The sequence below is a fragment of the Gibbsiella greigii genome, from assembly GCF_039540155.1.
GTDB classification, from domain to species: Bacteria; Pseudomonadota; Gammaproteobacteria; order Enterobacterales; family Enterobacteriaceae; genus Gibbsiella; species Gibbsiella quercinecans.
In genome coordinates this window covers 1-25,288 of the sequence record NZ_BAABEM010000009.1, presented here as the reverse complement: position 1 = coordinate 25,288, position 25,288 = coordinate 1, and the positions used below count along the sequence as shown (strand labels likewise).

At 56.2% G+C, this 25,288-nt stretch carries 19 protein-coding genes, 3 tRNA genes, 3 rRNA genes and 2 pseudogenes; 11 read left to right on the top strand and 16 right to left on the bottom strand.

Features of this window, described 5'->3' with window-relative positions:
- Nucleotides 1-15 precede the first annotated feature (15 nt).
- Both AC559G_RS10030 and AC559G_RS10025 read left to right on the top strand, forming a co-directional pair.
- Entirely contained in the window at nt 16-1,629 is a 1,614-nt protein-coding gene (locus AC559G_RS10030; RefSeq protein ID WP_498912449.1) for a GMC family oxidoreductase, read from the top strand.
- A gap of 87 nt (nt 1,630-1,716) precedes the next feature.
- Nucleotides 1,717-2,718 (top strand): alpha/beta fold hydrolase, encoded by a 1,002-nt coding sequence (locus AC559G_RS10025; protein ID WP_498912448.1) that lies wholly within the window; start codon nt 1,717-1,719, stop codon nt 2,716-2,718.
- Between the two features lie 15 nt (nt 2,719-2,733).
- Here the strand turns inward: AC559G_RS10025 and AC559G_RS10020 are convergent, their stop codons facing one another.
- Genes AC559G_RS10020 through AC559G_RS10005 form a run of 4 tightly spaced genes read right to left on the bottom strand, consistent with a single transcriptional unit; the run spans nt 2,734 to nt 7,209 of the window.
- Nucleotides 2,734-3,072, bottom strand: a complete 339-nt coding sequence (locus AC559G_RS10020; RefSeq protein ID WP_498912447.1) for a DUF190 domain-containing protein — start codon at nt 3,070-3,072, stop codon at nt 2,734-2,736.
- Between the two features lie 58 nt (nt 3,073-3,130).
- Nucleotides 3,131-4,141 carry an HlyD family secretion protein gene (locus AC559G_RS10015; RefSeq protein ID WP_498912446.1) on the bottom strand — a complete coding sequence of 337 codons (1,011 nt, stop codon included), beginning with the start codon at nt 4,139-4,141 and terminating at the stop codon, nt 3,131-3,133.
- A gap of 21 nt (nt 4,142-4,162) precedes the next feature.
- The gene (locus tag AC559G_RS10010; protein WP_498912445.1) at nt 4,163-5,737 is read right to left on the bottom strand and encodes an MFS transporter; all 1,575 of its coding nucleotides are present in this window, start codon (nt 5,735-5,737) and stop codon (nt 4,163-4,165) included.
- A complete protein-coding gene (locus tag AC559G_RS10005; protein WP_498912443.1) occupies nt 5,734-7,209 on the bottom strand; it encodes an efflux transporter outer membrane subunit in 1,476 nt (491 codons plus the stop codon). The genes AC559G_RS10010 and AC559G_RS10005 overlap by 4 nt, the downstream gene beginning before the upstream one ends.
- A gap of 226 nt (nt 7,210-7,435) precedes the next feature.
- Here AC559G_RS10005 and AC559G_RS10000 point away from each other — a divergent pair, with 226 nt between their 5' ends.
- Complete coding sequence (locus AC559G_RS10000) at nt 7,436-8,062, top strand: TetR/AcrR family transcriptional regulator (RefSeq protein WP_498912442.1); 627 nt, start codon at nt 7,436-7,438, stop codon at nt 8,060-8,062.
- Between the two features lie 102 nt (nt 8,063-8,164).
- Here AC559G_RS10000 and AC559G_RS09995 read toward each other — a convergent pair.
- Nucleotides 8,165-8,245: pseudogene (locus AC559G_RS09995) on the bottom strand (hypothetical protein); the annotation flags it as partial.
- A 966-nt stretch (nt 8,246-9,211) separates the two neighbouring features.
- Here AC559G_RS09995 and AC559G_RS09990 point away from each other — a divergent pair.
- Entirely contained in the window at nt 9,212-10,237 is a 1,026-nt protein-coding gene (locus tag AC559G_RS09990) for a DUF5677 domain-containing protein (RefSeq protein WP_498912441.1), read from the top strand.
- Between the two features lie 492 nt (nt 10,238-10,729).
- A pseudogene (locus AC559G_RS09985) lies at nt 10,730-11,017 on the top strand (phage integrase N-terminal domain-containing protein); the annotation flags it as partial.
- Nucleotides 11,018-11,177: 160 nt separating this feature from the next.
- Here the strand turns inward: AC559G_RS09985 and AC559G_RS09980 are convergent.
- The gene (locus tag AC559G_RS09980; protein WP_498912440.1) at nt 11,178-11,423 is read right to left on the bottom strand and encodes a helix-turn-helix domain-containing protein; all 246 of its coding nucleotides are present in this window, start codon (nt 11,421-11,423) and stop codon (nt 11,178-11,180) included.
- 103 nt (nt 11,424-11,526) lie between these two features.
- Between AC559G_RS09980 and AC559G_RS09975 the strand changes: the two genes are divergently transcribed.
- Complete coding sequence (locus AC559G_RS09975) at nt 11,527-11,784, top strand: helix-turn-helix domain-containing protein (RefSeq protein WP_498912439.1); 258 nt, start codon at nt 11,527-11,529, stop codon at nt 11,782-11,784.
- Between the two features lie 86 nt (nt 11,785-11,870).
- A complete protein-coding gene (locus AC559G_RS09970) occupies nt 11,871-12,125 on the top strand; it encodes a helix-turn-helix domain-containing protein (RefSeq protein ID WP_498912438.1) in 255 nt (84 codons plus the stop codon).
- Nucleotides 12,126-12,409: 284 nt separating this feature from the next.
- On the opposite strand, the gene AC559G_RS09965 is transcribed toward AC559G_RS09970, so the two are convergent.
- From AC559G_RS09965 to orn, 6 genes are all read right to left on the bottom strand, one after another.
- Nucleotides 12,410-12,485: transfer RNA gene (locus AC559G_RS09965), tRNA-Gly, on the bottom strand.
- Between the two features lie 220 nt (nt 12,486-12,705).
- Nucleotides 12,706-13,431, bottom strand: coding sequence for a type 2 periplasmic-binding domain-containing protein (locus AC559G_RS09960; RefSeq protein WP_498912437.1), 726 nt, complete (start codon nt 13,429-13,431; stop codon nt 12,706-12,708).
- Nucleotides 13,431-14,483, bottom strand: coding sequence for an ABC transporter substrate-binding protein (locus tag AC559G_RS09955; protein WP_498912436.1), 1,053 nt, complete (start codon nt 14,481-14,483; stop codon nt 13,431-13,433). The genes AC559G_RS09960 and AC559G_RS09955 overlap by 1 nt, the downstream gene beginning before the upstream one ends.
- 235 nt (nt 14,484-14,718) lie before the next feature.
- Nucleotides 14,719-17,106 (bottom strand): membrane-bound PQQ-dependent dehydrogenase, glucose/quinate/shikimate family, encoded by a 2,388-nt coding sequence (locus AC559G_RS09950; RefSeq protein ID WP_498912435.1) that lies wholly within the window; start codon nt 17,104-17,106, stop codon nt 14,719-14,721.
- Between the two features lie 525 nt (nt 17,107-17,631).
- Nucleotides 17,632-17,707, bottom strand: a tRNA-Gly gene (locus tag AC559G_RS09945).
- 170 nt (nt 17,708-17,877) lie between these two features.
- Entirely contained in the window at nt 17,878-18,423 is a 546-nt protein-coding gene (orn, locus tag AC559G_RS09940) for an oligoribonuclease (protein WP_095846246.1), read from the bottom strand.
- Nucleotides 18,424-18,606: 183 nt separating this feature from the next.
- Here orn and rsgA point away from each other — a divergent pair, with 183 nt between their 5' ends.
- The 4 genes from rsgA to nudI all read left to right on the top strand — a co-directional run bounded on the left by rsgA (nt 18,607) and on the right by nudI (nt 24,588).
- Nucleotides 18,607-19,656 (top strand): small ribosomal subunit biogenesis GTPase RsgA, encoded by a 1,050-nt coding sequence (gene rsgA, locus AC559G_RS09935; RefSeq protein ID WP_095846247.1) that lies wholly within the window; start codon nt 18,607-18,609, stop codon nt 19,654-19,656.
- A 79-nt stretch (nt 19,657-19,735) separates the two neighbouring features.
- The gene (gene asd, locus AC559G_RS09930) at nt 19,736-20,632 is read left to right on the top strand and encodes a phosphatidylserine decarboxylase (protein WP_498912434.1); all 897 of its coding nucleotides are present in this window, start codon (nt 19,736-19,738) and stop codon (nt 20,630-20,632) included.
- A gap of 14 nt (nt 20,633-20,646) precedes the next feature.
- Nucleotides 20,647-24,000, top strand: coding sequence for a miniconductance mechanosensitive channel MscM (gene mscM, locus AC559G_RS09925; RefSeq protein WP_498912433.1), 3,354 nt, complete (start codon nt 20,647-20,649; stop codon nt 23,998-24,000).
- Between the two features lie 162 nt (nt 24,001-24,162).
- Complete coding sequence (gene nudI / locus AC559G_RS09920; RefSeq protein ID WP_498912432.1) at nt 24,163-24,588, top strand: nucleoside triphosphatase NudI; 426 nt, start codon at nt 24,163-24,165, stop codon at nt 24,586-24,588.
- Between the two features lie 144 nt (nt 24,589-24,732).
- Here nudI and rrf (AC559G_RS09915) read toward each other — a convergent pair.
- From rrf (AC559G_RS09915) to AC559G_RS09900, 4 genes are all read right to left on the bottom strand, one after another.
- Nucleotides 24,733-24,848: ribosomal RNA gene (gene rrf, locus AC559G_RS09915) — 5S ribosomal RNA — on the bottom strand.
- Between the two features lie 41 nt (nt 24,849-24,889).
- Nucleotides 24,890-24,965: transfer RNA gene (locus AC559G_RS09910), tRNA-Thr, on the bottom strand.
- Nucleotides 24,966-24,978: 13 nt separating this feature from the next.
- A 5S ribosomal RNA gene (gene rrf, locus AC559G_RS09905) occupies nt 24,979-25,094 on the bottom strand.
- Nucleotides 25,095-25,201: 107 nt separating this feature from the next.
- Nucleotides 25,202-25,288, bottom strand: a 23S ribosomal RNA gene (locus AC559G_RS09900); the annotation flags it as partial.

The following is a 25,288-nucleotide window of genomic DNA, read 5'->3' as shown; positions in this document are numbered from 1 at the left end:
AAGGAAAATACAGCAATGTTTAGCGCAAACTATGACTACATCATTATCGGCGCAGGCTCTTCCGGTTCAGTGCTGGCCGCACGGCTAAGTGAAGACGGCGTCACTACCGTGTGCCTTATCGAAGCCGGCAGCCACGATAATTCACCACGAATCAAAACGCCGGCCGGCACGATCACTCTGTATAAAAGCCGCAAATACAGCTGGAATTACTACTCGGCCCCACAGGCCCGGTTGAGTAACCGTCGCCTGCATATTCCGCGCGGCAAGGCGCTTGGCGGCTCATCTTCCATGAACAGTATGATTTATATTCGCGGGGTGCCGAGTGATTACGATCGCTGGGCGCAAGCGGGTTGTGCCGGCTGGGGTTGGCAGGATGTACTGCCTTATTTTAAAAAGTCGGAGCGTAACCAACTCGGGTTGGATGCCGCATGGCACGGCTTTGATGGGGAATTATGCGTAAACCGCCCGCGCGATCCCAACCCGGTTTCCCAGCGTTTTGTCCAGGCCGCCAACGCCATCGGCCTGCCCGAAAATGAAGATTTCAACGGCCCGCATCAGGAAGGTGTAGGGATTTACCACGTGACACAGAAAGACGGCCGGCGGCTTTCCAGCTACCGCGCCTTTGTGCACCCCCAGCGCCAGCGACCCAACCTCACCGTGATTACCGATTGCGAAGTAGAGCGCCTGCTGCTGGAAGGAAAGCGCACCGTCGGCGTGCTGCTACAGCAAAACGGCGTAGAGCAACGGTTGGGTTGCCGCCAGGAAGTGATCCTCTGCGCCGGCGCGATCGGTTCGCCGCATATTCTGATGAAATCCGGTATTGGCCCACAGGATCAACTGGCCGCCGCCGGGATCCCGCTGATCCACGCATTGCCGGGGGTTGGCCAAAACTTGCAGGATCATTTGGATGGGTTGGTCACCGTTCGCTCCGCCAGCCCGCTGACGCTGGGGTTTTCCCTGGCGGCGTGGCGTTCACTGCTCAGCGCCCCGTTCAATTACCTGCTGCGCGGCAAAGGCTGGATGACCACCAACTATGTGGAAGCCGGCGGCTTTGCGCGCACCCCGCTCGCCGGCGAACAGCCCGATATACAGTTCCACTTTGTGCCCGGCTACCGTAGCCATCGCGGCAGGCTGTTCGAGTGGGGGCACGGCTACGCCATCCATACCTGCGTACTGCAACCGCGCAGCATTGGCTCGCTATCTATCGATCCACAAAAGCAACTGGTGGTCGATTACAACTTTCTGGCCGACGAGCGCGATTCAGCGGTGCTGGTAGAGGGAATTAAACTGGCGCGAAAAATTCTGGCGCAGGCGCCTTTCAACGCGCTTCGCGGTAAAGAAATGCTGCCCGGGGACACAGTACAAACCGACGCCCAGTTGCTCCAATATGTGCGTGATTACGGCGCTACCGTGTTCCATCCTGTCGGCACTTGCAAAATGGGGGTGGATTCGATGAGCGTGGTTTCCCCCTCGTCGTTGCAGGTTTATGGGATTGACGGGCTACGGGTGGCGGACGCTTCCATCATGCCGCGGTTAGTGAGCGGCAATACGAACGCGCCCTGCATCATGATTGGCGAAAAGGCCGCTGACCTAATCCGGCAGCACCATCAGCAAGCCAGCGCGGCGTAAATCTTAGAAGTGCCGCTTTATCCACTATGATGCGGCTGGTAGAGTGAATTTCAGGCAAATCCGACATCATGGGTAAAGGGGCATTAGATGGCTAAAACATGGCTGAGTGGCTTGTTCCTGGCGGGCGCACTCCTGGGCGCGGCGCCGGGGTTTGCCGCATCGTATGGCGAGCAGTTAGAAGGGTTCCAATATCCCTACCCGTTGCAGCGCTTCAACTTCACCTCGCAGCAACAAAGCCTCAGCATGGGGTATATGGATATTAAACCCACCGCGCAGGCCAATGGCAAGGTGGTGGTGCTGATGCATGGGAAAAATTTCTGCGGCGCCACGTGGGAACAAACTATCAAGGCGCTGGCCGCGCAGGGCTACCGCGTAGTTGCCCCCGATCAGATCGGCTTTTGCACTTCCAGCAAGCCCGAAAATTATCAATACACCTTCCAGCAATTGGCAACCAACACCCGGCAACTGTTGCAGAGCATCAACGTGGATAAAGCCATTATTATTGGCCATTCAACGGGGGGCATGCTGGCGACGCGCTATGCCCTGATGTACCCACAACAAACGGAAAAACTGGTGCTGGTGAACCCGATAGGCCTGGAAGACTGGAAGGCCAAGGGCGCGCCCTACCGCACTGTCGATCAGTGGTACCAGCGGGAGCTGAAGCTCTCGGCGCAAAGCGTTAAAAAGTACGAGTTAACAACCTATTATGTTGGCCGCTGGAAACCTGAATACGATAAATGGGTGGATATGCTGGCCGGCCTGAACAGCGGGCCAGGCCATGAGAAAGTGGCATGGAACTCGGCGCTGATCTACGACATGATCTTCACCCAGCCCGTCTATTATGAACTGCCGGATCTGCGCGTGCCCACCACCCTGATCATCGGCACCGCCGATACCACAGCGATAGGCAACGATATTGCGCCGCCAGAGGTTAAAGCGCGCTTGGGCCTCTATCAGGTATTGGGCAAAGAGGCGGCAAAACGCATCCCCGGCGCGAAGTTGATCGAATTCCCCGGCCTGGGCCATGCACCGCAGATGGAAGAACCAGACAGGTTCCATCAGGCGCTACTGGATAATCTGAAAGAGTGATGGCAGGCCGGGGATTCAGCCCCCGGTTTGCGCAGCGGGGCCACCGCCCAGCACCCCGAACTCAGCGGCGACCTTAACATAGAAAAGATTCACCTGCTCTTGCGCCAACACCTGCATAAAGCGCTGGGCCTCATCTTCGGAAACCACCAGCGTGACCTGCACGGGCTGATCGGACAGATCGAACAGGTTGACCGCATGCATGGCGCCGTCATGCCCTAACCCGCCGAGCGCGCCGCTTAGCGTCGCCCCGCGCAGGCCCTGGCGTTTGGCCTCTTCAATCAGCCACTGGGCAAGCGGCAGCCGCCCGTGCATGCGGTCTTGCTGGGTAAAGAAAGTCATTTGATAGCCGCGCATATTTCACCTTTGCAGAAAAGTAAGTTGACCGCCGCCGGCGGTTACGCTTCTTACATCATCACACAGATTTTGCGCCGGCGCCTGCGACATGCACGGTCGGTGTGACCGACATCCCCACCCGCAGTTGCTGCGCCGCTGGCTGCCCGCCTTCTAAGCGGATACGGATCGGCAGGCGCTGAACAATCTTGGTGAAATTGCCCGTGGCGTTATGCGGCGGCACCAGCGAAAAGCTCGCGCCGCTGGCTGGCCCCAGGCTTGCCACGTGCCCTTTCAGCCGCACGCCGGGCAGTGCATCCACCGTAATGTCCACCGGTTGGCCAACCTGCATGCGCGCGAGTTGGGTTTCGCGGAAGTTGGCTTCGATATAGATATTATCCAGCGGCACCAGCGTGAGCTGAGGTTCGCCGGAGTGCACATAGCTGCCCACGCGCACATGGCGTTGGGCTACGATGCCGGCGACCGGTGCGGCCACGCTGGCATAGGAGAGCTTCAAATCGGCATCGGCTTTCGCCGCCCGCGCCTTTTCCCATTCGGCCTGTAGCACCGCCACCTGCTGTTCGGCGGCGCGCAACCCGGCCTGATCGCGCTCATAGGCAGCGCGCTGCACGGCCCATTCCGCCTCGGCCTGCTGCTGCGCTTGCACCGTGCCGGAACCATCACGGGCCAGGTTGGCGAAACGCTGGCGGTTACGTTCAGCCAGTTTGAGATTGGCGCCCGATGCGCCGACCGCGGCACGCGCCTGGGCGATAACGCTTTGCTGGCGCTCCAACTGCGCCTGGAGGCTCGCGACGGCGGCCTGCGCATTGCTTACCGCAACCGCCAGCTCACGATCGTCAATGTGAAACAGCGGTGCGCCGGCCGGCACCTGCTGGTTGTCGTCAACGGCGACCGTGGTGATCACGCCCGAAACTTGCGGGGCGATCACCGTTAAATCGGCCTGCACATAGGCGTCGTCGGTGCTTTGCGCATCGGCGCTGGCCTCCGGACGGTTCAGCAGCCAAAACGCGGCGGCCACCACGGCGACGGCAACGATAGCGATGATGATTTGCAGATGATATTTCTTGGTCATTTTCTCTTTTCTTTAAGCTAATCAGGAAGCCGTACCGGCCTGGGTTTTCGGCGGCGCGGAGGGCGCCATTCGCGGCACCACGGGCGCGGGGATATATTGGAACTTCAGCACCAGCGGGATCATCAACAGCACCATCAGGCCGATAACCCGATAAACATCCGCCACCGCCAACACGCTGCTCTGCCGGGCGATCTGCTCGGCCAATGCGGCGGGCGAGGTAGCAAAACCGCCCCAATGGGCCATCAGATTGCCGGCCTGATCGCGCAGCGCCTCATAATGGAAGCGGGTGCGCAGCAGGTTCAATTGACCGATGAAGGCACCGGCCAGAATGGTGCTTATCACACGCACGATATTCACCAGGCCGGCAAGGAACGGCCCTTCCATCGGCTGCACCACGCTGACGATCAGAAACAGCATCGCCACCATTGCCAACGGCTGGCCAATGGTATGCAGCAGCGTGGCGCACAGCAGTTGGCGCACCATCCATTCATCGGTAATCCCTGAAGCCAACCAACAGGCCGCCGCCATGCAGGCCAGGCCGGCGGCAAAAACGTAGCGCGCATCCACCCAACGTTGATACAGCAGCACCGCCACGCACGACCCCAGCACCAGTTGCGGTAGCCCGACGATCAGCCCCAGCGGCGCGGTCTGTGCCAGGCGAAAACCGTGCAGACCGGCCAGCGCGTTGGCCGGTAGCCCGACGCCGGCAAACATCGCCACCAGCAAGCCGAGCAGCGCGATAAAACCCAGCCAGATATTGCGGCGCTTGAGCAGATCCAACCGGACGAACGGCGCCGGATGGGACCACTCGCACACCAGGAACAGCGCCGTGAAAACCGCGCCAACGCTGAGCGAGGCAACGATCACCGGCGAGTTAAACCAGTCCAGACGAATGCCCTGATCGATACCGACCACCAACAGCATCAGGCCCGGCAAGCCAAGCGCCATACCAAACCAGTCCGCCTGTTTCAGCCGCGGCAGCGCCGGCGGCATTTTGGGGATACCCCAGCCGACCATCGCCATGGCGATCAGCCCGAGCGGGATCACATGCCAATAGGCCCAACGCCAATTTTCCAGATGATCGACGCAAAAGGCGGCCAGCCAGAGCGCCACATTGGGCGACAGCGTGGCGGTCATGGCGAACAGCGCCAGGCCGTGCAGCCGGATCGGCGCGGGCAGGAAACGCAGGGCCGCCATCATCAAGATCGGCACCAGCGAGCCTGCGCACAGGCCATGCAGCACACGCAGCGCCAGCAGCAAGTGCAGATCGCGCACCCAGGGCAGTACGGCGGCGAGCACCATCGCCGCCGTCAGCATCGTTAAATGGAAGCGGCGCATTGAAAACGTAATCGCGAACCAGGCGGCAAACGGCATCGCCGCCAGTTCGCCGGCCGAATAGGCGGTGGAAAGCCAGGAGAAATCGTCTTTCGCGAAGCCCAGCCCGCCTTGCATATCCACCAGCACCAACGCAGGCACCCGGCTGCTCAGGCCCGCCACCATTGCGGCCAGCAGCACCCCCAACAACCCGACGGCCAGCCGGACGCCAAACACCGGCTGCGATGACGCGGCGGCAGGCGCAGACACAGCCGCACTCATGACGGCGCCCTGGCCGTTTCAGCCTGCAGCGCCGGCGACCAGCCGCCGCCCAGCGCGCGATACAGCGCGACTACCGCCAGCGCCGAAGTGGTGGCGCAGTCGCTCAGTTCTGCCTGGCTCGCCAGCAGCGTGCGGCGGGCAATCAACACAGTGGTGAAATCCGCAGTGCCTTCCTGATAAGAACGCTGCGCGACAGTCAGCGCTATCTGGTTATTTTCCAGCGCCGTTTGCAGTTGTTCGTGCCGTTTTAGTTCGCTGGCGTAGGCGCCCAGTGCATCGTCCACCTCATGCCAGGCGCGCAGTACCGTTTGCTGATAGGCGATACCCGCCAGCGTATGGCGCGTTTCACTCAGTTCCAGTTGGCGGCGCAGCCGCCCGCCTTCGAAGATCGGCAGATACAGAGTTGGCCCGAACGAATAGCGGCGGGAATCCCAACTGCCGAGATCCGTCAGATCAAACGCCTGCACGCCAAGCGAACCGGTCAGGCTGATACGCGGATAGAAATCGGCCTGGGCGGCGCCGATGTCTGCCACGGCGGCACGCAGTTTCGCTTCCGCCTGCAGGATATCCGGCCGCTGCCGGGCCAGCTCGGAAGGCACGCCAATCGGCAGTTGCGCCGGCATCGCCGGCAGCTTCGCCGCCGCCAGGCGTGTATCAAGCTCACGCGGCGGTTTGCCCAACAGCAGCGCTAAGGCATTCATCAAGCCATCGCGCTGGTGGTTCAACTGCGTTAAGCGCGCCGACAGTTCGGCGGCATCCGCACGCGCCGATGCCGCATCGAAGCGGTTGGCAATGCCGTTGCGCTCGCGGCTCTCCGCCATGCGCACCAGATCGTGGGCGATACGCTGGTTCGCTTCCACCAGTTCCGCCTGCGCCTGTATGCCACGCAACAGCAGATAGGTGCGGGCGATCTCCGCCGTAACGGAAACCTCCGCCGCCGCTTTGCCATAGGAAGCCGCTTCCAGGTTCGCCTGGGCGGATTCGCCGACATGGCGCAAATGGCCCCAAAAATCGAGCTCCCATGCGGCCTGTAGCCCCATCGACCAGGTGTCGTAACCACGTGTGGGGGCGCCGAGGCGGTGGGTTGGCGAGTTCTCGCTGATGGCCGAACGCGCATAGCCCGCATCGGCCGCCAGGGTGGGTTGGCGGGCTGCATCGGCGATCCCTAACTGTGCGCGGCTCTCTTCAATCCGCAGCGCTGCCGCCTGAAGATCCAGGTTGGCGCCCGCCTCCGATTCCAGCGACAGCAGCGTGGCATCATTGAACAGTGTCCACCAGCGCGCCGGTGCCGGCGCATCACTTAGCGCGGGTTGGTTGCTGACTGCCGCTTCACGCGCCTGCAACGCCGCCGTTGCCGGGCCAATCGATGGCGCCTGCACCGCGGGGGCGGTGCTACAGCCAGCCAATAACAGAAGAAGTACTAACGCAGGGGGGCCTTGATACAACAATCCGCATCGGGCAGAACGGTTCATTTATTTCCTCAAACCGAGAACAGTACTGGCTGGTCTCTTTACTTAACCATCAAAAACAAAGGGGCATGGCGAACTGGCTGCACCAATGGATACCGATCGGTATCCTATAGATCAATCCGTAACACGTCAATTACCAAACATTCACAATATGAATAGGTTTTCCGATTGGAAACCGATAGGTATACTGCCGGCAGTATTTGGCCTTCACTGCAACCCTGGAGCCCCCGTGAGCGAAACTGCTGATCCCCATGATGAAAAAACGGCCGTTGTCCTGAATGCCGCCGCGGCGGTGTTCCTGACGCACGGCTTTAGCGCAGCGACGACGGACATGATCCAACGGGAGGCCGGGGTTTCGAAAAAGACGCTGTACGCGTGCTTTCCCAGTAAAGAAGCTATGTTTACCGCAGTGATTGAGCGCCAGTGCGCGGTAATGGCCGCCACCGTTAAGGCGATCCAACCGGCGCCGGGCAACCTGGCCAAAACGCTGACGGACATCGGCAGGGCCTATCTGGATATTGTGCTGTCTGATACCGGCGTGGCGTTGTTCCGCGTGGTGGTCGCCGAGGCGCCGCGTTTTCCGCAGGCCGGTCGGCTCTTCTACCTGGCCGGCCCTAAAATGGTGACGGCGATGGTGGCCGAGCGGTTGAGCGATGCCTCGCGGGCGGGTGATATCGATATCCACACCATCGGCGCAGAGACTGCGGCTTCGCTTTTCATCAGCATGGTGCGCACCGAAGGCCAGTTGGAAGGGTTGTTGCACCCCGGCTCACGGCCCTCGGTCGAGCAGTTGGACCGCTGGGTGCGGCTGGCCGTGGAGACGTTTATCGGGCGGTTCGCGGTGCGGCACGCATGAGAGCGGCGTGGCGGGCAATCCAGACGGCATCGCAGAAATGGACGATGCCGCTGTATTATCAAGTTCGGTGATCGTCTGGCCGATCAGTTGTGAGAAAAAGCAGGTATACACATCGTCAGATGCGGCCTGTGCCAGCGCCGGAATATCTTCCTTATGTCCCCCAACATCGCGCAGGTGTAACGGAAAGTGTGCAAAATACGGGAATATTCTTTTAAAAAAAGGGTAACGCCTTAATCTCATGCTGGCGCCATGGCTATCACCATGAAAATACTGAACTATGGCATATGGCTCGCCGTGGTTTTTATATTATTTTTTGATGATTTTCTAATATACGCGGCCCATGCATGTGGGACGACCCCTGTCCCGAACCATGATGGGCCATAGCAGGCGAAGAAAACGGCGCTTACGCCAACGTCAGCGAGTACGTCCGAGATCTGATCCACCGGGACAAAGAGCGGATAGAGGCGGAAGCATTCGCACGACTTAAGGCCGAACTGACTAATGCCTTTGCTGCACCAGAGTCTCCATACGTCCCCCTTATTCCGCAGATATCATCGCACGCAACAAGGCCTGACCGTATGGCTAATGTTCGCATACAGGAAGCCACCTCTTATCGTCTTGACGAGATCTACCGATACACGCGCGAGCGATGGGGTACAGAGCAAGCAGATCGCTATACTATCATTATTTTTCAGTAAATTACCAAGATAGAACCCCATGAAGTCGTACCGCGGAAGATACCCGCTGAACTTGGGGTAGACGGTTTCTTCTTTCGCTACAGAGACATGTTATCTCCTGGCGCAGACTATCAAACGGCGACATCGGTATCGTGACGGTTCTGTACGAGCAGATGCATCAGATCGATCGGTTTCGAGAGGACTTTGGCATTTGATGGTGCTTAGGAGTGGTTATTAATAAATGAGTTAAGGTGCGTTGATTCGTACTTAATCTGACATATTACTACTCTGGTTCTATCAGAACTGACTGTCGGCTCAGTGCCAAGAACGGACATTTATAATATGTTCGTGGGTTATATCTTTGATTGTTTTAGATGATACTATATACAAAATAGCTAGACTTAAACTGGCATGCTGTTTATTTTTTATTACAGATAGTGCCACATAAATTTAAAACTAATTGAGAGATTATATGAATACTTTTCATAATATTTTATTTGAGCACATAGAGAGTCTTTTTAATGAGAAGCCTGATTTGGCTGGCGATGTTGACATCGAAAAGGTGATAAATAATCTAATTCCCGAAATGGCAGCCACCGTTAAAAAAACTCTTATTGGCTCGACTAATACAATGCTTAGAGAACATCGTTCTCTTTCAGATGAGTTTGTTGCGAGAAATATTTCAAGATGGGCAGAAGCTTTTGATTTGTTCGAAACACTCATAGTGATATGCACGGAGTCCGGTGAAGAATTCAATAGCTCTTATAGACCACAAGCTGCCTCTGGAGATGATTTAGTTTTTGATTTAGTCGTTCGACATCATGCCAGAGCTTGCCATATCGCCAACGAAATATTGTGTCTCCTAAAAAATGGATTCGCAGATGCTGCTCATGCGAGATGGCGAGCACTTCATGAGGTAGCGGCTACAGCTATGTTTATAGCAAAGCATGGAAAAGAGTGTGCTGAGCGCTTTTACCACCACGAAGTGGTTGACTCATACAATGGAATGGTGGAGTACAAAAAGTACGAGCACCGGTTACAAGCAAAAGGTCCAACTGTTGAAGAAGTAGCTGAGTGTAAGGTTCAATTTGATCTATTAATAAAAAAATATGGTAAAAAATATGCAGATAATTATGGATGGGCATCTTATCTTTTCCCTAACCATAATAAAGTAGGATTTGGAGCCATTGAGAAAGATGTTCAGTTAGAACATATGCGTCCTTATTATAAGTGGGCGAGTCAGAATATACACACTGGCTCTAAGGCAATGAGAAATAGGCTTGGTCTCTGTGAAACTGATGAGGATATATTACTGGTCGGTCAAAGTAATTCAGGAATGACTGATCCAGCCCACGCGACTGCTATTAGTTTGATGCAGATTACTACGGCACTTTTATTTTTAGAACCAACTCTTGACCACCTCGTAATTTCAAAAATAATACAAGATTATTCAGGTGAGATTGGAGGTACTTTTCTTAAAATTGATAAGAGTAATTAAAACAGGAAAATTGATTGTATGATCTTAACTTTTTCACCAATAATTAAATATTTTATAACTTTACTTATTCATTCGTATCTAACGTCCGTTTCTCGCTCTTAGCCGACTGTCAGATTTAGCCGCATCTTGCCACTGTTTATTCAATCTGCGTTGCATCAATTTCTTTCCATCCATCTGCCACAAAAGAGGTTTTATTGCGTTTTTCAGGCAATCCCCTCAGCCCAGCTTTCCAGCAGGAAACAAGGCGGATACCTCAATCTGAGGCAACAGACGCTCTGAGCGTCTGGCCCCTGCCCTTCGGGGATCTTGTCGCAGTGAATGCGGCGAGTTGGCAATTACACTAACCCGATATCCTCTCGGAACAAGTGAATTAACTGTAGCAAAAAGACCGACAAAGAGGAGGCTGATTTGGATGATCTGACATGGACGCTGAACCAGCTTTGCCGACGCAACCGGGACGTCAGCCATACCACGTAGGCTGATAGAAAACGGTCTCTGACGCTGATGGCCCGCCTGTTACGTGAGGGAGGTTTCCACCAGATGCGCGCTACTTCGCTTAAAGGTAAGCATATCAACACCCTGCTGACGCGCTGGCAACCAGAGGATTTGTCCGCCGGCACACTAAAGAACCGGCTGGCTGGCCCCCGCCGCCGGTGGCCCAGGCGATATGGCCAATTGAAGCCGGATCAACAAGCCATCGACCGTAAGGCGAGGCAAATCATTAGTCGGGAACTGGGACATGAAAGACGACAAATCGTGTTGCTCTATCTTGGACGATAAAAAGGGGTTTCTGGATCAAAAAGGCAGGAAATGGCCGAAGGGAATAGATATCAAGGGTCTGTGGCCTCCCAGAAAAAGGCTCTCTGCCCTATTTCACAGTATCCCAGATATGGTCGCCAGCAGATGACGCCACAAACAACCATCATGCCCCTTCAGGTTTTCAATCCTGCTCCCCTTCCCCACCCTGCCCACGCTCGCTCCCCTGATAGCGGGAAGGCCAGATCTCTTCCGGACGTTTGTTCAACGCTTCGGCAATTAAGCGCTCGCCCTTCGGCCAGTGCCGTGTCAGCGCATTTGCCAGCGTGGACGAGGCCAGCCCCGCCTCTCTGGAAACCGCAGCCAGCGTTGTTCCCTGTTTTCTCAAAGATGCAATGATATCAGCAGGATGCCAGTCTTTCTTATCCATTTTTTTACCCCTCTCCATAACAAACTTCGTTAATTATCCCGTTTTGGGATAATTAAATAAATGGCTGATATTCGATTTTGGGATATCAGTCAAGGTTAGCGAGATGGCATCAATTTATTCAGAAGAATATCAAAGCGTTATAAAAACGCTTCGGGCAGCCAGAATCAGGAAAGGCATCAGCCAGCAAAGTCTGGCCGAATCGTTAGGCCGACCACAGTCGTTTATCGCCAAAGTCGAAAATGGTGAACGCAGGCTGGATGTTGTAGAATTTGCCTGTATCGCGCATCTGCTATCCATCGATATCGCCACTGTCTTACAGAAAATAATTAATAAAAAACAGTTAAGTAGACATAAATCCTGATCAACCGCCAATGCTGTTAATCCTATTTTGGGATAAATCAATCCGTCATTGATAGTCAATCCGGTCTTTCTAACGGATTTGATAAGATGGCTTCCATTTACTCCGATGAATATCAACGCGTTATCAAGGCGCTGCGCGAGGCGCGCATAGCGAAAGGGGTCACGCAGGAAAGTCTAGCTCAGGCGCTGGATCGCCCTCAGTCGTTTATCGCCAAGGTCGAGAATGGAGAGCGCCGGTTAGACATCGTAGAATTTGTTCACCTTGCCCGTTTGCTCTCGATCGATCCCATCAGCATCATTGACAACATCCCGGCGAAACATAAGCCGCTTAGCACAAAATAAGATAGGTGCGCGCCAACACCACCAGCCAGTTACGCACTTCATCGTGCTGTCGGCTCGTTTGTTTAGGCAGAATCCAGGATAGAAACCGGAGGCAATGCGCCGTTGCTTACTCTGCAACGAACAACACAAAGGAAGCACCCAACCAACAATCCGTTCGAGTACTGATTGATGTACGACTTCGGCGTGGTTGACGGAGATTTTAAGAGGTGTGCTTTGGAAACAAAAAAAAGGACCCGAAGGTCCTTTTTTTGTTGGCCTGCGGAGTTATCCACAAGCCCGTAATTTGGAGCGGGAAACGAGGCTCGAACTCGCGACCTCAACCTTGGCAAGGTTGCGCTCTACCAACTGAGCTATTCCCGCAATACCAACGCAATGAAGTATTTAACTCTTTAATTAATAAAGGCTTTAATACTTGAAAGCGTTTGGAATGCGCGAATTATGGCCCTGAAGGCCGGGCATGGCAAGTGCTTTTTTCACGCCAGCGGTTCGATTGGTTACAACAACGCCAAAGCGGGCAACTTTCGGCCAACAACCGCGCCTGCTGCCCAAAAATCGCCACGCCATTGCCATAGTGGCGTGCTTAACAGCCGAGTTTGGCGCCACCAAAGCCCGCAGCCACCAGAATGCTCTGCGCCGCGGGCGAAAGCAGGAAATCGGCCAGCGGCTTTGCCTGCACCGTACATTGGGCCAGCGCGTAGCAGGCGGCAACGTTGTAATCATCAGGGATCGGCAATACCGCGAGGTCGAGCTGCCGGCGCAATTTTTCAGCGTAGCTGGCATAGCCAATGAACATTTCGGCCTGCCCGCTGCGGATCAGCCAGCTTGCCGCCAGCTCCCCAGATGGTACCGCTGGGCTATGTGGGCCACCGACCAACGGCAACGCCCGCTGGCGTAGCGTAGCGCCCAGACCGGGATGGCGCTGGTCCAGGGTATCGAACAGTTGCCAGGTATAATCGCCGGAGGGATCGCTCACCGGGGTGGAAGTCGCCAGGCGCAGCGCCGGGTTCATCAGCAGGCTCAACCAATTCTCCCCGGCAGTCAGGCAGTTGCTCGCCACGGTTAAACACAACCTGTTGGCGGCAAACGGCAACGTTGCCAATGCCAGCCCCTGTCGGCACAGCGCGGCCGGGTGAGCCTGGTTGGCAGAGGCGAACAGATCGCAGTCTTCGCCCTGTTCAATGCGTTGGCGCAGCAACCCCGCCGGGCCAAACTGGCTGCTGACGTTGATGCCGCTGCGCGCGCTAAAACACGCCATCAGCGGCTCCCACACGCTGCGCAGGCTGCCCGCCGCCAGCACACGCAGCATTATTCGGCGCCCTGGTAGTGGGTGCGGTAAAAACGCTGATACCAGCGGTCGGCCTGCTGTTGCATATCAATATCGCGGAATTTTTCCGGGTAGAGCTTTTTCGCCATCCAGAGTTCGCCAAGCGCCATTGCCTCTGGCATCGGGTAGCCCCACGCCTTGGCATACTCCGGCATCAGATAAACCCGGTGGTGCCGTACCGCATCGATCACCTGCCATTCGGCACCGGTATTGATCGCATCCACCACCTGCGGGTAACGGTCCTGAACAAAAATCACCTGTGGGTTCCAGGCGACAATCTGCTCCATAGAAACCTGCTTATAACCTTTGACGGTAGCGGCTGCCACGTTCAGTGCGCCGGCGTGCGCCATCATTAACCCGGTATATTTGCCAGAGCCATAGGTGGTCAGTTCGGGATTGGCCATATAAGCACGAACGCGCTCAGCCGTCGGCAGGTTTTTCAGGCGTTCGCTCACCAGCTTGCGGGTGGCAAACGTGGCATCGATCAGCGCTTTGGCCTCTTGCTGTTTATTCACCACCTCGCCGATCAGTTGGATCCCTTCGCGCACGCCCAGGTTATAAGCCTGTTCTTCATCCGCCATGCTGGGGTTAAGGCGCGCCTGCTGGCCCGGATCGTCATGGCGCAATGAAATGGCGATCACCGGTATACCCAGGCGGCTGATGCTTTCGATCATCTCTTGCGGCGCATAGTTGGTGACGAACACCACCTGCGGATGCAGCGCCACCAGCGATTCTGCGTTCACATGGGTGAGATCCCCCACCAGCGCCATGCTGGCCAAACGTGGGGCCAGGCGAAGATAGTGTTCGCCCAGTTGCTGTTTCCAATCGGCCTGTACGCCCACAATCTTGTCTGTCGCATTGAGCTGCACCAGCAGGTTAAGGGTCTGGTGCTGAAGCACCGCCACGCGATCAACCCGATCCGGTATCGTCACCTGCCGCCCTAATTGATCGGTCACCACGCGGTCTGCCCAGCTAAATAGCGGCAGCAGCAATAGACATACCGCTATAACGCCACGGCGCACACCATATCTCATTTTATGACTCCACATTATCGTTATATAACTGGCGATATAATGATAAAGGGGCGCACCTAACCGGTAAAGCAACAACGCCGGGTTAAGCCACACCCGATTAAAAGGCGATAGACGCCGGGGTTAAAAACAGGCTGCCGCCGCTGGCACTGACTAACCGCCGGAAAACGGCGTAAAAAAATCCGGGAATAGACACATTCCCGGATTTTTATCTGGCCACAGGCCGGTTCAGCCGCCCTTACTTATCAGGAAGCGCATAAGCAATCACGTAGTCACCGCGGTTTTTGTTGGTGCCTGTACGGGTCGCACCGCCATCAACAAAAACAATATACTGCTTACCGTCTTTGCCGATATACGTCATTGGCGCACCTTGCCCACCAACCGGCAGGCGTGCACGCCACAGCTCTTTGCCGGTATCGTTATCCAGCGCACGCGCATAGTAGTCCAGGGTGCCGTGGAAGAACGTCAGGCCGCTTTTCGTCACCAGCGGGCCGCCCATGGTCGGCATCCCCAGTGGGATCCGCACACCCGAGACGAAGCCGTGTATCGGCGCATCTTCAATGGTGCCCATCGGTACCTGCCATTTGGTTTTGCCCGTTGCCAGATCAATCGCCGACATGGTGCCAAAAGGTGGTTTGAAGCATGGGATCCCCAGCGGTGAAACAAACATGGAACGCTCCACGCCCCACGGGGTGCCTTTCTGTTCAGAGTATTCGCCTTCCGTGCTCGGTTTCAGGCCAATGCGTTTCGCCTCATCCTGTTTGATGAAGATCCCCCACTGCGCCATGCGAATATCATTGACGATTAGCGTACCCGTAGAGGCATCCAGCGCGCCGCCGCCCCAGTTCATGCCGCCGTAGTAGCCGGGGTAAATCAGGGTCCGTTGTTTGTCTGATAACGGCGTCCATTCCCCCTGCCAGCGCATCTGTTTAAACTGAATGCGGCAGTACAACTGATCGAAAATCGATCCGCCCCACATATCCGTTTCTTTCAGCGGCGCGGTGCCCACGGAAATTGCGGAGTATGGCTGGGTATCCGCCACTTTCATGCCAGGCATGGCGTCGGTGGGCACCTTACGATACTCAACGGGCACGACCGGTTTGCCATCACGGCGATCCAACACAAAGACTTGCCCGCGTTTCGTCAGTTGAACAACCACTGGGGTTGTCGTGCCGTCTTTATTTTTCAGATCGTATAGAATGGGTTGCGAAGAGACGTCGTAATCATACTGGTCGGTATTCGCGGTTCGGAAGTGCCAACGCAGTTTGCCGGTTTTTATCTCCACAGCGATGATTGAATCGTTAAATTCATCGGAGTAGGAGTGGCGGTTACCGGTCCAGAAATCCGGCGTCTGGTTGCCGGTTGGGAAATATGCCAGCCCCAGTTTAGGATCATAGGCGGCGGTTCCCCAGAAGTTCGGTGATTCCGGCGCATAATTCTGGCCGGCCGGCAGCGGTGTGCTGTCGTGAGGGCGCGCAGGATCAAAGGCCCAGATCACTTTCCCCGTGCGTGCATCATAACCACGCACCACACCGGAAGGCTCGCCCACTGACATGTTGTCATTGATCTTACCGCCGACCATAATCACGCCGTCGGCAACCAGCGGAGCTGAAGTCAGGTAATAAGAGCCATCTTCCGGGCTGGAACCGATGCCTTCTTTCAGATTCACAAAACCATTGGTGCCGAAATCTTCACACGGCTTGCCGGTTTCCGCATCCACTTCGAACAACCGCCCATCGTTGGTGGTGCTCACAATGCGTTTACGGCAAACCGCCGCGGCATCCGGCGCCGCCGCATTTGCCGTGGCCGTGGCCGGCTCAATCTCGGTATAACCTACACCGCGGCAGCGTTTCCATTCTTTGTTGCTGTCGGTGATCTGCATTTTAGGATCGAAGCGCCAGCGCTCTTTCCCCGTAGTGGCATCCAATGCAATCACTTTATTCAGCGGCGTACACAGGTAGACGGTGTCATCAATCTTGATCGGCGTAACCTGATACTCCGCGCCATCAATGGCCAGATCGCCCGTGCGGTAGGTCCAGGCAACCTTCAGATCCTTAACATTCTGTTTGTTCACCTGTTCAAACTGGGCAAAGCGCTCGCCAGACACACTGCGCCCCCAGGCCGGCCAGTCGTTGCCGCTTTCCTTTCCTGCATCCGGCGAGACCACGACTGCAGGCGTTGCGTTCTCTGCAACCACCGTAGGGTGAGGGAAAAACATCCCGGTGAAGAAGGCAACAATACCGATCCCAAGCAGCGCCGACAGGATTGCCGCAGATTTCCCCTTCAACGCAGAAGTCGTATCCGAGCGCAGCAACCATGGCGAAGCCACCGCCGCGATCAGCGCTACAACCAGGAAAGCGATAATACGTGGCACCGATTGCCAGAAATCAAACCCGACTTCCCATAAAGACCATAGAACACTCACCACCAACAGAATTAATGCAAGCCACAATGCCCATGCCCGGCGTTTTACCAGGCCAACACCGGTGGCGGCCATTGCCAGGCCGGCAAGCAAATAAAACCATGATCCACCTAGCGTAATAAGCCATAAGCCCCCAGCGGCAAGCCCTACACCCAAAACACACAATATCCCGCCAATCACCGCGAGAGGTATTCGATTTCTCATAATGGTGTCTCGTATTTTTCTTATTTCACCGGGAAAAACCGGTAAATATCCATTCCCAAACACGTAGCTGCCCTACGACAACTGCGCAGCCACAACCTTATTCATCCGGCTGTTCCACACCGCAAAAGCATGAAAACAGCAGGCAATCAGGCAATAAAGTTGTTGGTGAAATTATTAGCACCAATAGATTTAAACAACCATCTAAATTTAAACATTTTAATAACAAATATGAGACATCTATCACACAAAAAAAAGATATGCACTCACATCGCTATATATCTCTATTTTTGTGGGGTTTTATGCCTATAAAGTTGGTGTTATCGGCGTGCGAAGAGCAAGGCCGTCAGGGCCGATAGGGAGAGAAGAGGCAGGAAAATATAGCGCTCGTTTCGCTCGAATGTTAATAAACTTAACGGTGCCGGATTGCGGTAGTTTCTGCGACGCACGGAAGACGTGCGGAAACAAAAAAAGGGCCCGAAGGCCCTTTTTTCGCTAGCCTGCGGAGTAATCCACAGGCCTGTAATTTGGAGCGGGAAACGAGGCTCGAACTCGCGACCTCAACCTTGGCAAGGTTGCGCTCTACCAACTGAGCTATTCCCGCAGCGTATCAGCAACAAACTTTTTGCAAAATTCTTCACCGGTACGGGGTGCGCATTATACGAGAAATTCGCTTCGCCGCAAGCCCCTTATAGCAAAAAAATGCATTTTAGCGCCGATTGCTGATTAAATCGGCAATCGGGCGAGTTTTCCACCGCTGGCGCCCGGTATCATTCAAAGCTGAATAAAATGCTCACGGTAATACGCCAGTTCCGCCACCGATTCACGGATATCATCCAGCGCCTGGTGGGTACCCTGCTTTTTAAAACCGGCCAGAATTTCCGGCTTCCAACGGCGCGCCAGCTCTTTCAGCGTGCTGACGTCCAGGTAGCGATAGTGGAAGTAAGCTTCCAACTGCGGCATATAGCGGAAAAGGAAGCGACGATCCTGCCCCACGCTGTTGCCGCAGATAGGCGATTTCCCCGCTGGCACCCATTGTTCCAGAAAGGCGATGGTCGCCAACTCGGCGGCATGATCATCGTATTGGCTGGCTTTTACCCGCTCCACCAGGCCGCTGGCGGTATGGGTACGCACGTTCCAGTCATCCATCAGCGCCAACTGCTCGGCAGACTGGTGCACGGCAATCACCGGCCCTTCCGCCAGGATATTCAGATTGGCGTCGGTGACCAGGGTCGCGATCTCAATAACGCGATCTCGTTCAGGATCCAACCCGGTCATCTCCAGATCGATCCAAATCAGGTTGTTTTCATTTCCTGTCATGATATTTCCTGCATAAAAGCCGAAAGGTAAACCAAGCCTTGGGCAGCCGGGCGTGCTGTGCCGTTCGCCCACGGGGTTCAGTACGCGCCGCCTGGCGGTGAACAACGGTTATTTAATATAAAATAGTGTGTATCATAGTCTTTTTAGTCGCCACCGGCGACAAAGCCGAGCATGTGAGGTGCAGTGAGCAAGAACAAACTGTCCAAAGGTCAACAACGCCGCGTTCAGGCGAATGTCCAACGCCGTCTGAAACGCACAGACAATAAGCCTGAGCCGGATGATTCCCAACTGGGTGAACCGCAGGAGGGCATCGTCATCAGCCGTTTTGGCATGCACGCCGACGTTGAAGCAGCGGATGGTAGCCAGCACCGCTGTAACATTCGCCGTACGCTGCGATCGCTGGTGACCGGCGATCGCGTGGTTTGGCGGCCCGGCGTTGGCAGCCATGCCGGGGTGAAGGGCATCGTTGAAGCCGTGCACGAGCGCAAATCGGTCCTGACGCGCCCCGATTTCTATGACGGCGTTAAACCGATCGCCGCCAATATCGATCAGATCGTCATCGTTTCCGCCATTTTGCCGGAGCTTTCGCTGAATATTATCGATCGCTATCTGGTCGCGTGCGAAACGCTGGAAGTCGAACCGCTGATCGTACTGAACAAAATCGATTTGTTAGATGAGCAGGCCCGCACCAAGGTTGACGGGATGATGGCTATCTATCGCAATATCGGCTACCGCGTGCTGGAGGTTTCCAGCCGTACCCGCGAAGGTATGGAAGCCTTTGAACAGGCGTTAGCCGGGCGTATCAGTATTTTTGCCGGCCAATCCGGCGTGGGCAAATCCAGCCTGCTCAATGCCCTGCTGCCCCCTTCCGAAGAGCAAATTCTGGTAAATGACGTTTCCGATGTCTCTGGCCTGGGGCAACATACCACCACGGCCGCACGGCTTTATCACTTCCAGCATGGCGGCGATGTGATCGATTCGCCAGGCGTGCGTGAATTTGGCCTGTGGCACCTGGAGCCGGAACAAATTACCCAGGGTTTTGTCGAATTCCGTGATTATTTAGGCGGTTGTAAATTCCGTGATTGCAGCCATGACAACGATCCCGGCTGCGCGCTGCGTGCAGCGGTCGAACGCGGTGAAATCGCACAGGTGCGCTTTAGCAACTACCACAGCATCCTGGAAAGCATGGCGCAGGTGAAAGTCCGTAAAAACTTCCCGGAAGCCGAAGGCTAAACCCCAAACCGGGCGCGCGTTGACAGTGGCGGCCATGCCGCTACAATGCGCGCCCTTTACCCAAATTTAAGAGGTTTACGTGCTGGATAGCATCAAGATTAACTTACAGTATTGGTTGCCAAAGCAGGCGTTGACTCGCCTGGCCGGTTGGGGCGCAGAAAAAAAAGGCGGCTGGCTGACCCAGTTGGCGATTAAAGCTTTCGCCCGCGTTTACAAGGTCAAGATGCAAGAAGCGCAAAACCCGGCGTTGGCTTCCTACGCTACCTTCAACGACTTCTTCGTTCGCCCGCTGCGCGACGGCGTGCGCCCGATTGCCGGCACCGATAACGTGCTGGTGCTGCCCGCAGATGGCGCCATCAGCCAGTTGGGGCCGATTCAAGACGATCAGATCTTCCAGGCCAAGGGACACAATTACAGCCTGGAAGCGCTGCTGGCAGGCAATTACCTGCTGGCGGATAAGTTCCGCAATGGCCTGTTCGCCACCACCTATCTGGCCCCCAGTGATTACCACCGCGTGCATATGCCTTGCAACGGCGTACTGCGCGAGATGTTCTACGTGCCGGGCGATCTGTTCTCGGTCAATCCGTTAACCGCCGCCAACGTCCCCAACCTGTTTGCCCGCAACGAGCGTGTGATCTGCGTGTTTGATACCGCCGTGGGGCCAATGGTGCAAATTTTGGTGGGCGCTACCATCGTCGGCAGCATCGAAACCGTCTGGGCCGGTAGCGTAACCCCGCCGCGCGAGGGCATTATCAAACGCTGGACCTACCCGGCAGCAGGCGAGGAAGGGGCCATCCGCCTGGCCAAGGGGGAAGAAATGGGCCGCTTCAAGCTTGGCTCCACAGTGATCAACCTGTTTACCGCCGGCAGTGTGCATTTTGAGCCACGGCTGAATAACGGCACCGTCACCCGGATGGGTGAAGCCTTTGCTGAAATCGCCGCGGCGCCGGCCGCAGCTGACTCTACACACGTTTAAAAGGGGCCGATGCTGTGCGCCTGATTGTCATGTTATTACTCAGTTGGTCGCTGGCATTTCCAGCGCTGGCAGCATCCATTCCTACTGAAGCGCAGCTCCGGCAGGAGCTGAAACAAGCGGAAAGCAACAAAAGCGCGCCCGGCCAGGCCGAAGCGGTTGTGGCGCTGCAAAGCGCGATTAACTGGCTAGCGGAGCGTAAAGAATCCGTCACTAACGCCGAGCAGTACCAGCGAGTGATCGACGACTTTCCGAAAATGACGCAGGAACTGCGCCGCCAGCAGGCCATCGAAGAAGCCAAAACGCTTCCCGCCGGGGATAACCTGCCGGCCAGTGAGCTGGAACAGCAGATCCTGCAAACCAGCAGCCAACTGCTGGAACAAGCACGTTTGCTGCAACAAGAGCAGGATCGCACGCGGGAAATAAGCGATTCGCTCAGCCAACTGCCGCAGCAGCAAAGCGAGGCCCGGCGGGCGCTAACGGAAGTACAACGCCGCCTGCAAGCCCAGCCGGCCAACCCCACCACGCCGCTGGCCCAGGCACAGCTTTTTCTGCTGCAGGCCGAAGCCGCCGCGCGTAAAAGCAAGGTTGATGAGCTGGATCTGGCGCAGCTTTCCGCCAATAACCGGCAAGAATTGGCGCGTATGCGTGCCGATATCTTCAAAAAGCGCCATGAGAAAATCGACGCCCAATTACAGGCGCTGCGCAATAACCTGAATGCCCAGCGCCAGCGTGAAGCCGAACTGGCGCTGGAAAAAACCGAACAGTTGGCGGAGCAGAACGGTGATCTGCCGGCCAGCATCAATCAACAGTTGCAAATCAACCGCGAACTCTCCACCGCGCTTAACCAGCAGGCGCAGCGTATGGATCTGATCGCTTCCCAGCAGCGCCAGGCCGCGGCGCAAACGCTGCAGGTGCGCCAGGCGCTGAGCACCATCATTGAGCAATCCCAATGGCTGGGATCATCGCCGGTGCTGGGGGAAACCCTGCGGGCGCAGGTGGCAACGCTGCCGGATATGCCAAGGCCGCAACAACTTGATAGCGATATGGTGCAACTGCGCGTACAACGCCTGCAGTTCGAAAGCCAGTTAGAAAAGCTGCCGCAGCGCGCACGGGCGCTGAAACAGGACGACGGCACCGCGCTGACCGAAGCGCAACAGCGCATTGTCGATGCGCAGATCCGCACCCAACGGGAACTGCTGAATTCGCTGCTTTCCGGCTGCGACACCCAGATCCTGGAATTGACCAAGCTGAAGGTCGCCAATACCCAGTTGGCCGACGCATTAAATGAAATCCGCGATGCGGCGCACCGCTATCTGTTCTGGGTGCCGGATGTCAGCCCGATCACCCTCTCCTACCCGCTTAACGTCGCGCACGATCTAACGCGCCTGTTGTCGCTGGATACGCTGGCGCAGCTTAGCGGCGCCTTTATGATGATGGTGACCAGCAGGGCCACGGTGATCCCGCTGTTAGGCGCGGTGTTGCTGGTGATTTTCAGCATCAACTCCCGCAAGCACTATCACGCCTTCCTTGCCCGCGCCAGCAGCCGGGTGGGCAAAGTCACTCAGGATGAATTCTTCCTGACGATGCGCACGGTATTTTGGTCAATACTGGTAGCGATCCCGCTGCCGGTGCTATGGGCAGCGTTAGGGTATGGCCTGCAAAACGCCTGGCCATACCCGGTGGCGGTGGCGATTGGCGATGGCGTGACGGCCACGCTGCCGATCCTGTGGCTGTGCATGATCAGCGCCGCCTTCGCCCATCCGCAGGGGCTGTTCATTGTTCACTTCCGTTGGCCGGTGCGGCAAGTCTCGCGCGCCATGCGCTATTACAAGATGTCCATCTGGCTGATTGTGCCGCTGATTATGGCGCTGATCACCTTCGATAATCTTAACGACCGTGAGTTTTCCAATACGCTGGGGCGGCTGTGCTTCATTCTTTTGTGCCTGGCGTTGAGCCTGGTCACCAACAGCCTGAAACGCGCCGGGATCCCGCTGTATCTGGATAAGAAAGGCTCCGGCGAGAACATGTTCAACAGCGCGCTCTGGGGGCTGTTGCAATCGGCGCCGCTAGTTGCGGCGCTTGCCGCCGCCATCGGCTACCTGACAACGGCGCAGGCGCTACTGGCGCGCCTGGAAACCTCGGTGGCCATCTGGTTCCTGCTGTTGGTGATTTACCATATCATCCGCCGCTGGATGCTGATCCAACGGCGCCGTATCGCCTTCGATCGCGCCAAACAGCGGCGCGCCGATATTTTGGCTCAGCGCGCCCGCGGCGAGGAAGAAACATCGCACCCGCAAAACAGCACCGAAGGCGCTATCGACGTGGATGACGCCGAGATCGATCTGGATACCATCAGCGCTCAGTCGCTGCGCCTGGTGCGCTCTCTGCTGACCCTGACCGCACTGGTGTCAATGATCGTGCTGTGGTCGGAACTCCATTCCGCCTTCAGTTTCCTGGAGAACATCACGCTGTGGGACGTCACCTCGACAGTCAACGGGGTGGAGAGTATCCAACCTATCACCGTGGGCGCGGTGATGATTGCCATCGTGGTGTTGATCATTACCATGCTGCTGGTGCGCAACCTGCCGGCGCTGCTGGAACTGGCGGTGCTGCAGCATTTGGATCTGACGCCGGGCACCGGCTATGCCATCACCACCATTACCAAATACCTGCTGCTGCTGTTTGGCGCGATCTCCAGCTTTGCCTGGATTGGTATCGAATGGTCGAAGCTGCAGTGGGTGGTCACCGCGCTCAGCGTGGGGCTGGGCTTTGGCATGCAGGAGATCTTCTCGAACTTTATTTCCGGCCTGATTATTCTGTTCGAGAAGCCGATCCGCATTGGCGATACGGTGACGATCCGCAACCTGACGGGCACCATCACCAAGATCAATACCCGCGCCACGACGATTTCAGACTGGGACCGCAAAGAGATTATCGTGCCGAACAAGGCGTTTATCACAGAGCAGTTTGTTAACTGGTCGCTGTCAGACGCCATTACCCGTGTGGTGTTGACGGTGCCGGCGCCAGCAGAAGCCAACAGCGAAGAGGTCACCCGCATTCTGCATAACGCGGCCGAGCGCTGCTCGCTGGTGCTGGATAACCCGCCGCCGGAGGTGTATCTGGTCGATTTGCAGCAGGGTATTCAAATCTTCGAACTGCGAATGTATGCCGCCGAGATGGGCCACCGTATGCCGCTGCGCCACGAAATACATCAGTTGATCCTGGCCGGCTATCAGCAGCACGGTATTGCGTTGCCTTATCCGCCGTTCCAGGTGCGTACGGAAACGCTATCGCGGATGACCAACAACGGCCGCACGGCACCTTCAACCCCAACGCCCAGCACTAAACGCGAGTCTGGCGGGCTGTAGGCGATAACACGCCGGGTAATCCGGGGCAGAAAAGCCGGTAGCGCATTGCGTTGCCGGCTTTTTTTATATCCGCGTGCCAGCCAGCTCTCGCTGATGCTGGTAACCTGTAGCCACGGGATGTTTGATAGAGTGATAGCAATAACTGCGCTACGGAGGCGGCATATGCGCCAGAGGATTATCGTCTGCCCACTGATTGAAAATAACGGGGCATACCTATTGTGTAAAATGGCGGCCGATCGGGGCGTCTTCCCCGACCAGTGGGCGCTACCCGGTGGCGGGATGGAACCGGGGGAAACCATGGAAACGGCGCTAAGAAGGGAGATCAGGGAAGAACTGGGTGATGCGCTGCAAATAAGCCAGATCACGCCATGGACGTTCAGAGATGATATTCGGGTGAAGACCTATCCGGGGGGAAAACAAGAAGAAATCTATATGGTGTATCTTATCTTTGACTGCGTCAGCACCAACCGCCAGGTCACGTTCAATGAGGAGTTTCAGGAAGTTGCCTGGGTGAGCCCGCATCAACTAGGGCAGTTGGATCTGAACGAGGCCACGCGCATCACCCTGGCGCACAAAGGGCTGCTGTAGAGCCATCCGCAGGGGGGAATGTGGTGCCGGTGTACACCCGCGTTCCCGGCCAGGCATAAGGATAAACACCGCTGCCGTAGATTAACGAATGGCACAAAGCAAAAAGCCCCGCGCTGATGCACGGGGCTTTCTACTTTAATTGATTCCTGGCAGTTCCCTACTCTCGCATGGGGAGACCCCACACTACCATCGGCGCTACGGCGTTTCACTTCTGAGTTCGGCATGGGGTCAGGTGGGACCACCGCGCTATCGCCGCCAGGAAAATTCTTTTGTGCCGAACTACTAACCCACTCACTATAAGTGGTGCTGATACCCAGAGTCGAACTGGGGACCTCACCCTTACCAAGGGTGCGCTCTACCAACTGAGCCATATCAGCACGCAAATTTGATGCCTGGCAGTGTCCTACTCTCGCATGGGGAGACCCCACACTACCATCGGCGCTACGGCGTTTCACTTCTGAGTTCGGCATGGGGTCAGGTGGGACCACCGCGCTATTGCCGCCAGGCAAATTCTGGTTCATTCCGGCCGTTGTGTGCTTCACACAACCACCAAAACCAATCTGCAAACAAGCCAAAAATCTCTATCAAGTCTCTAAAACACCTTCGGTGTTGTAAGGTTAAGCCTCACGGTTCATTAGTACTGGTTAGCTCAATGCATCGCTGCACTTACACACCCAGCCTATCAACGTCTTCGTCTTAA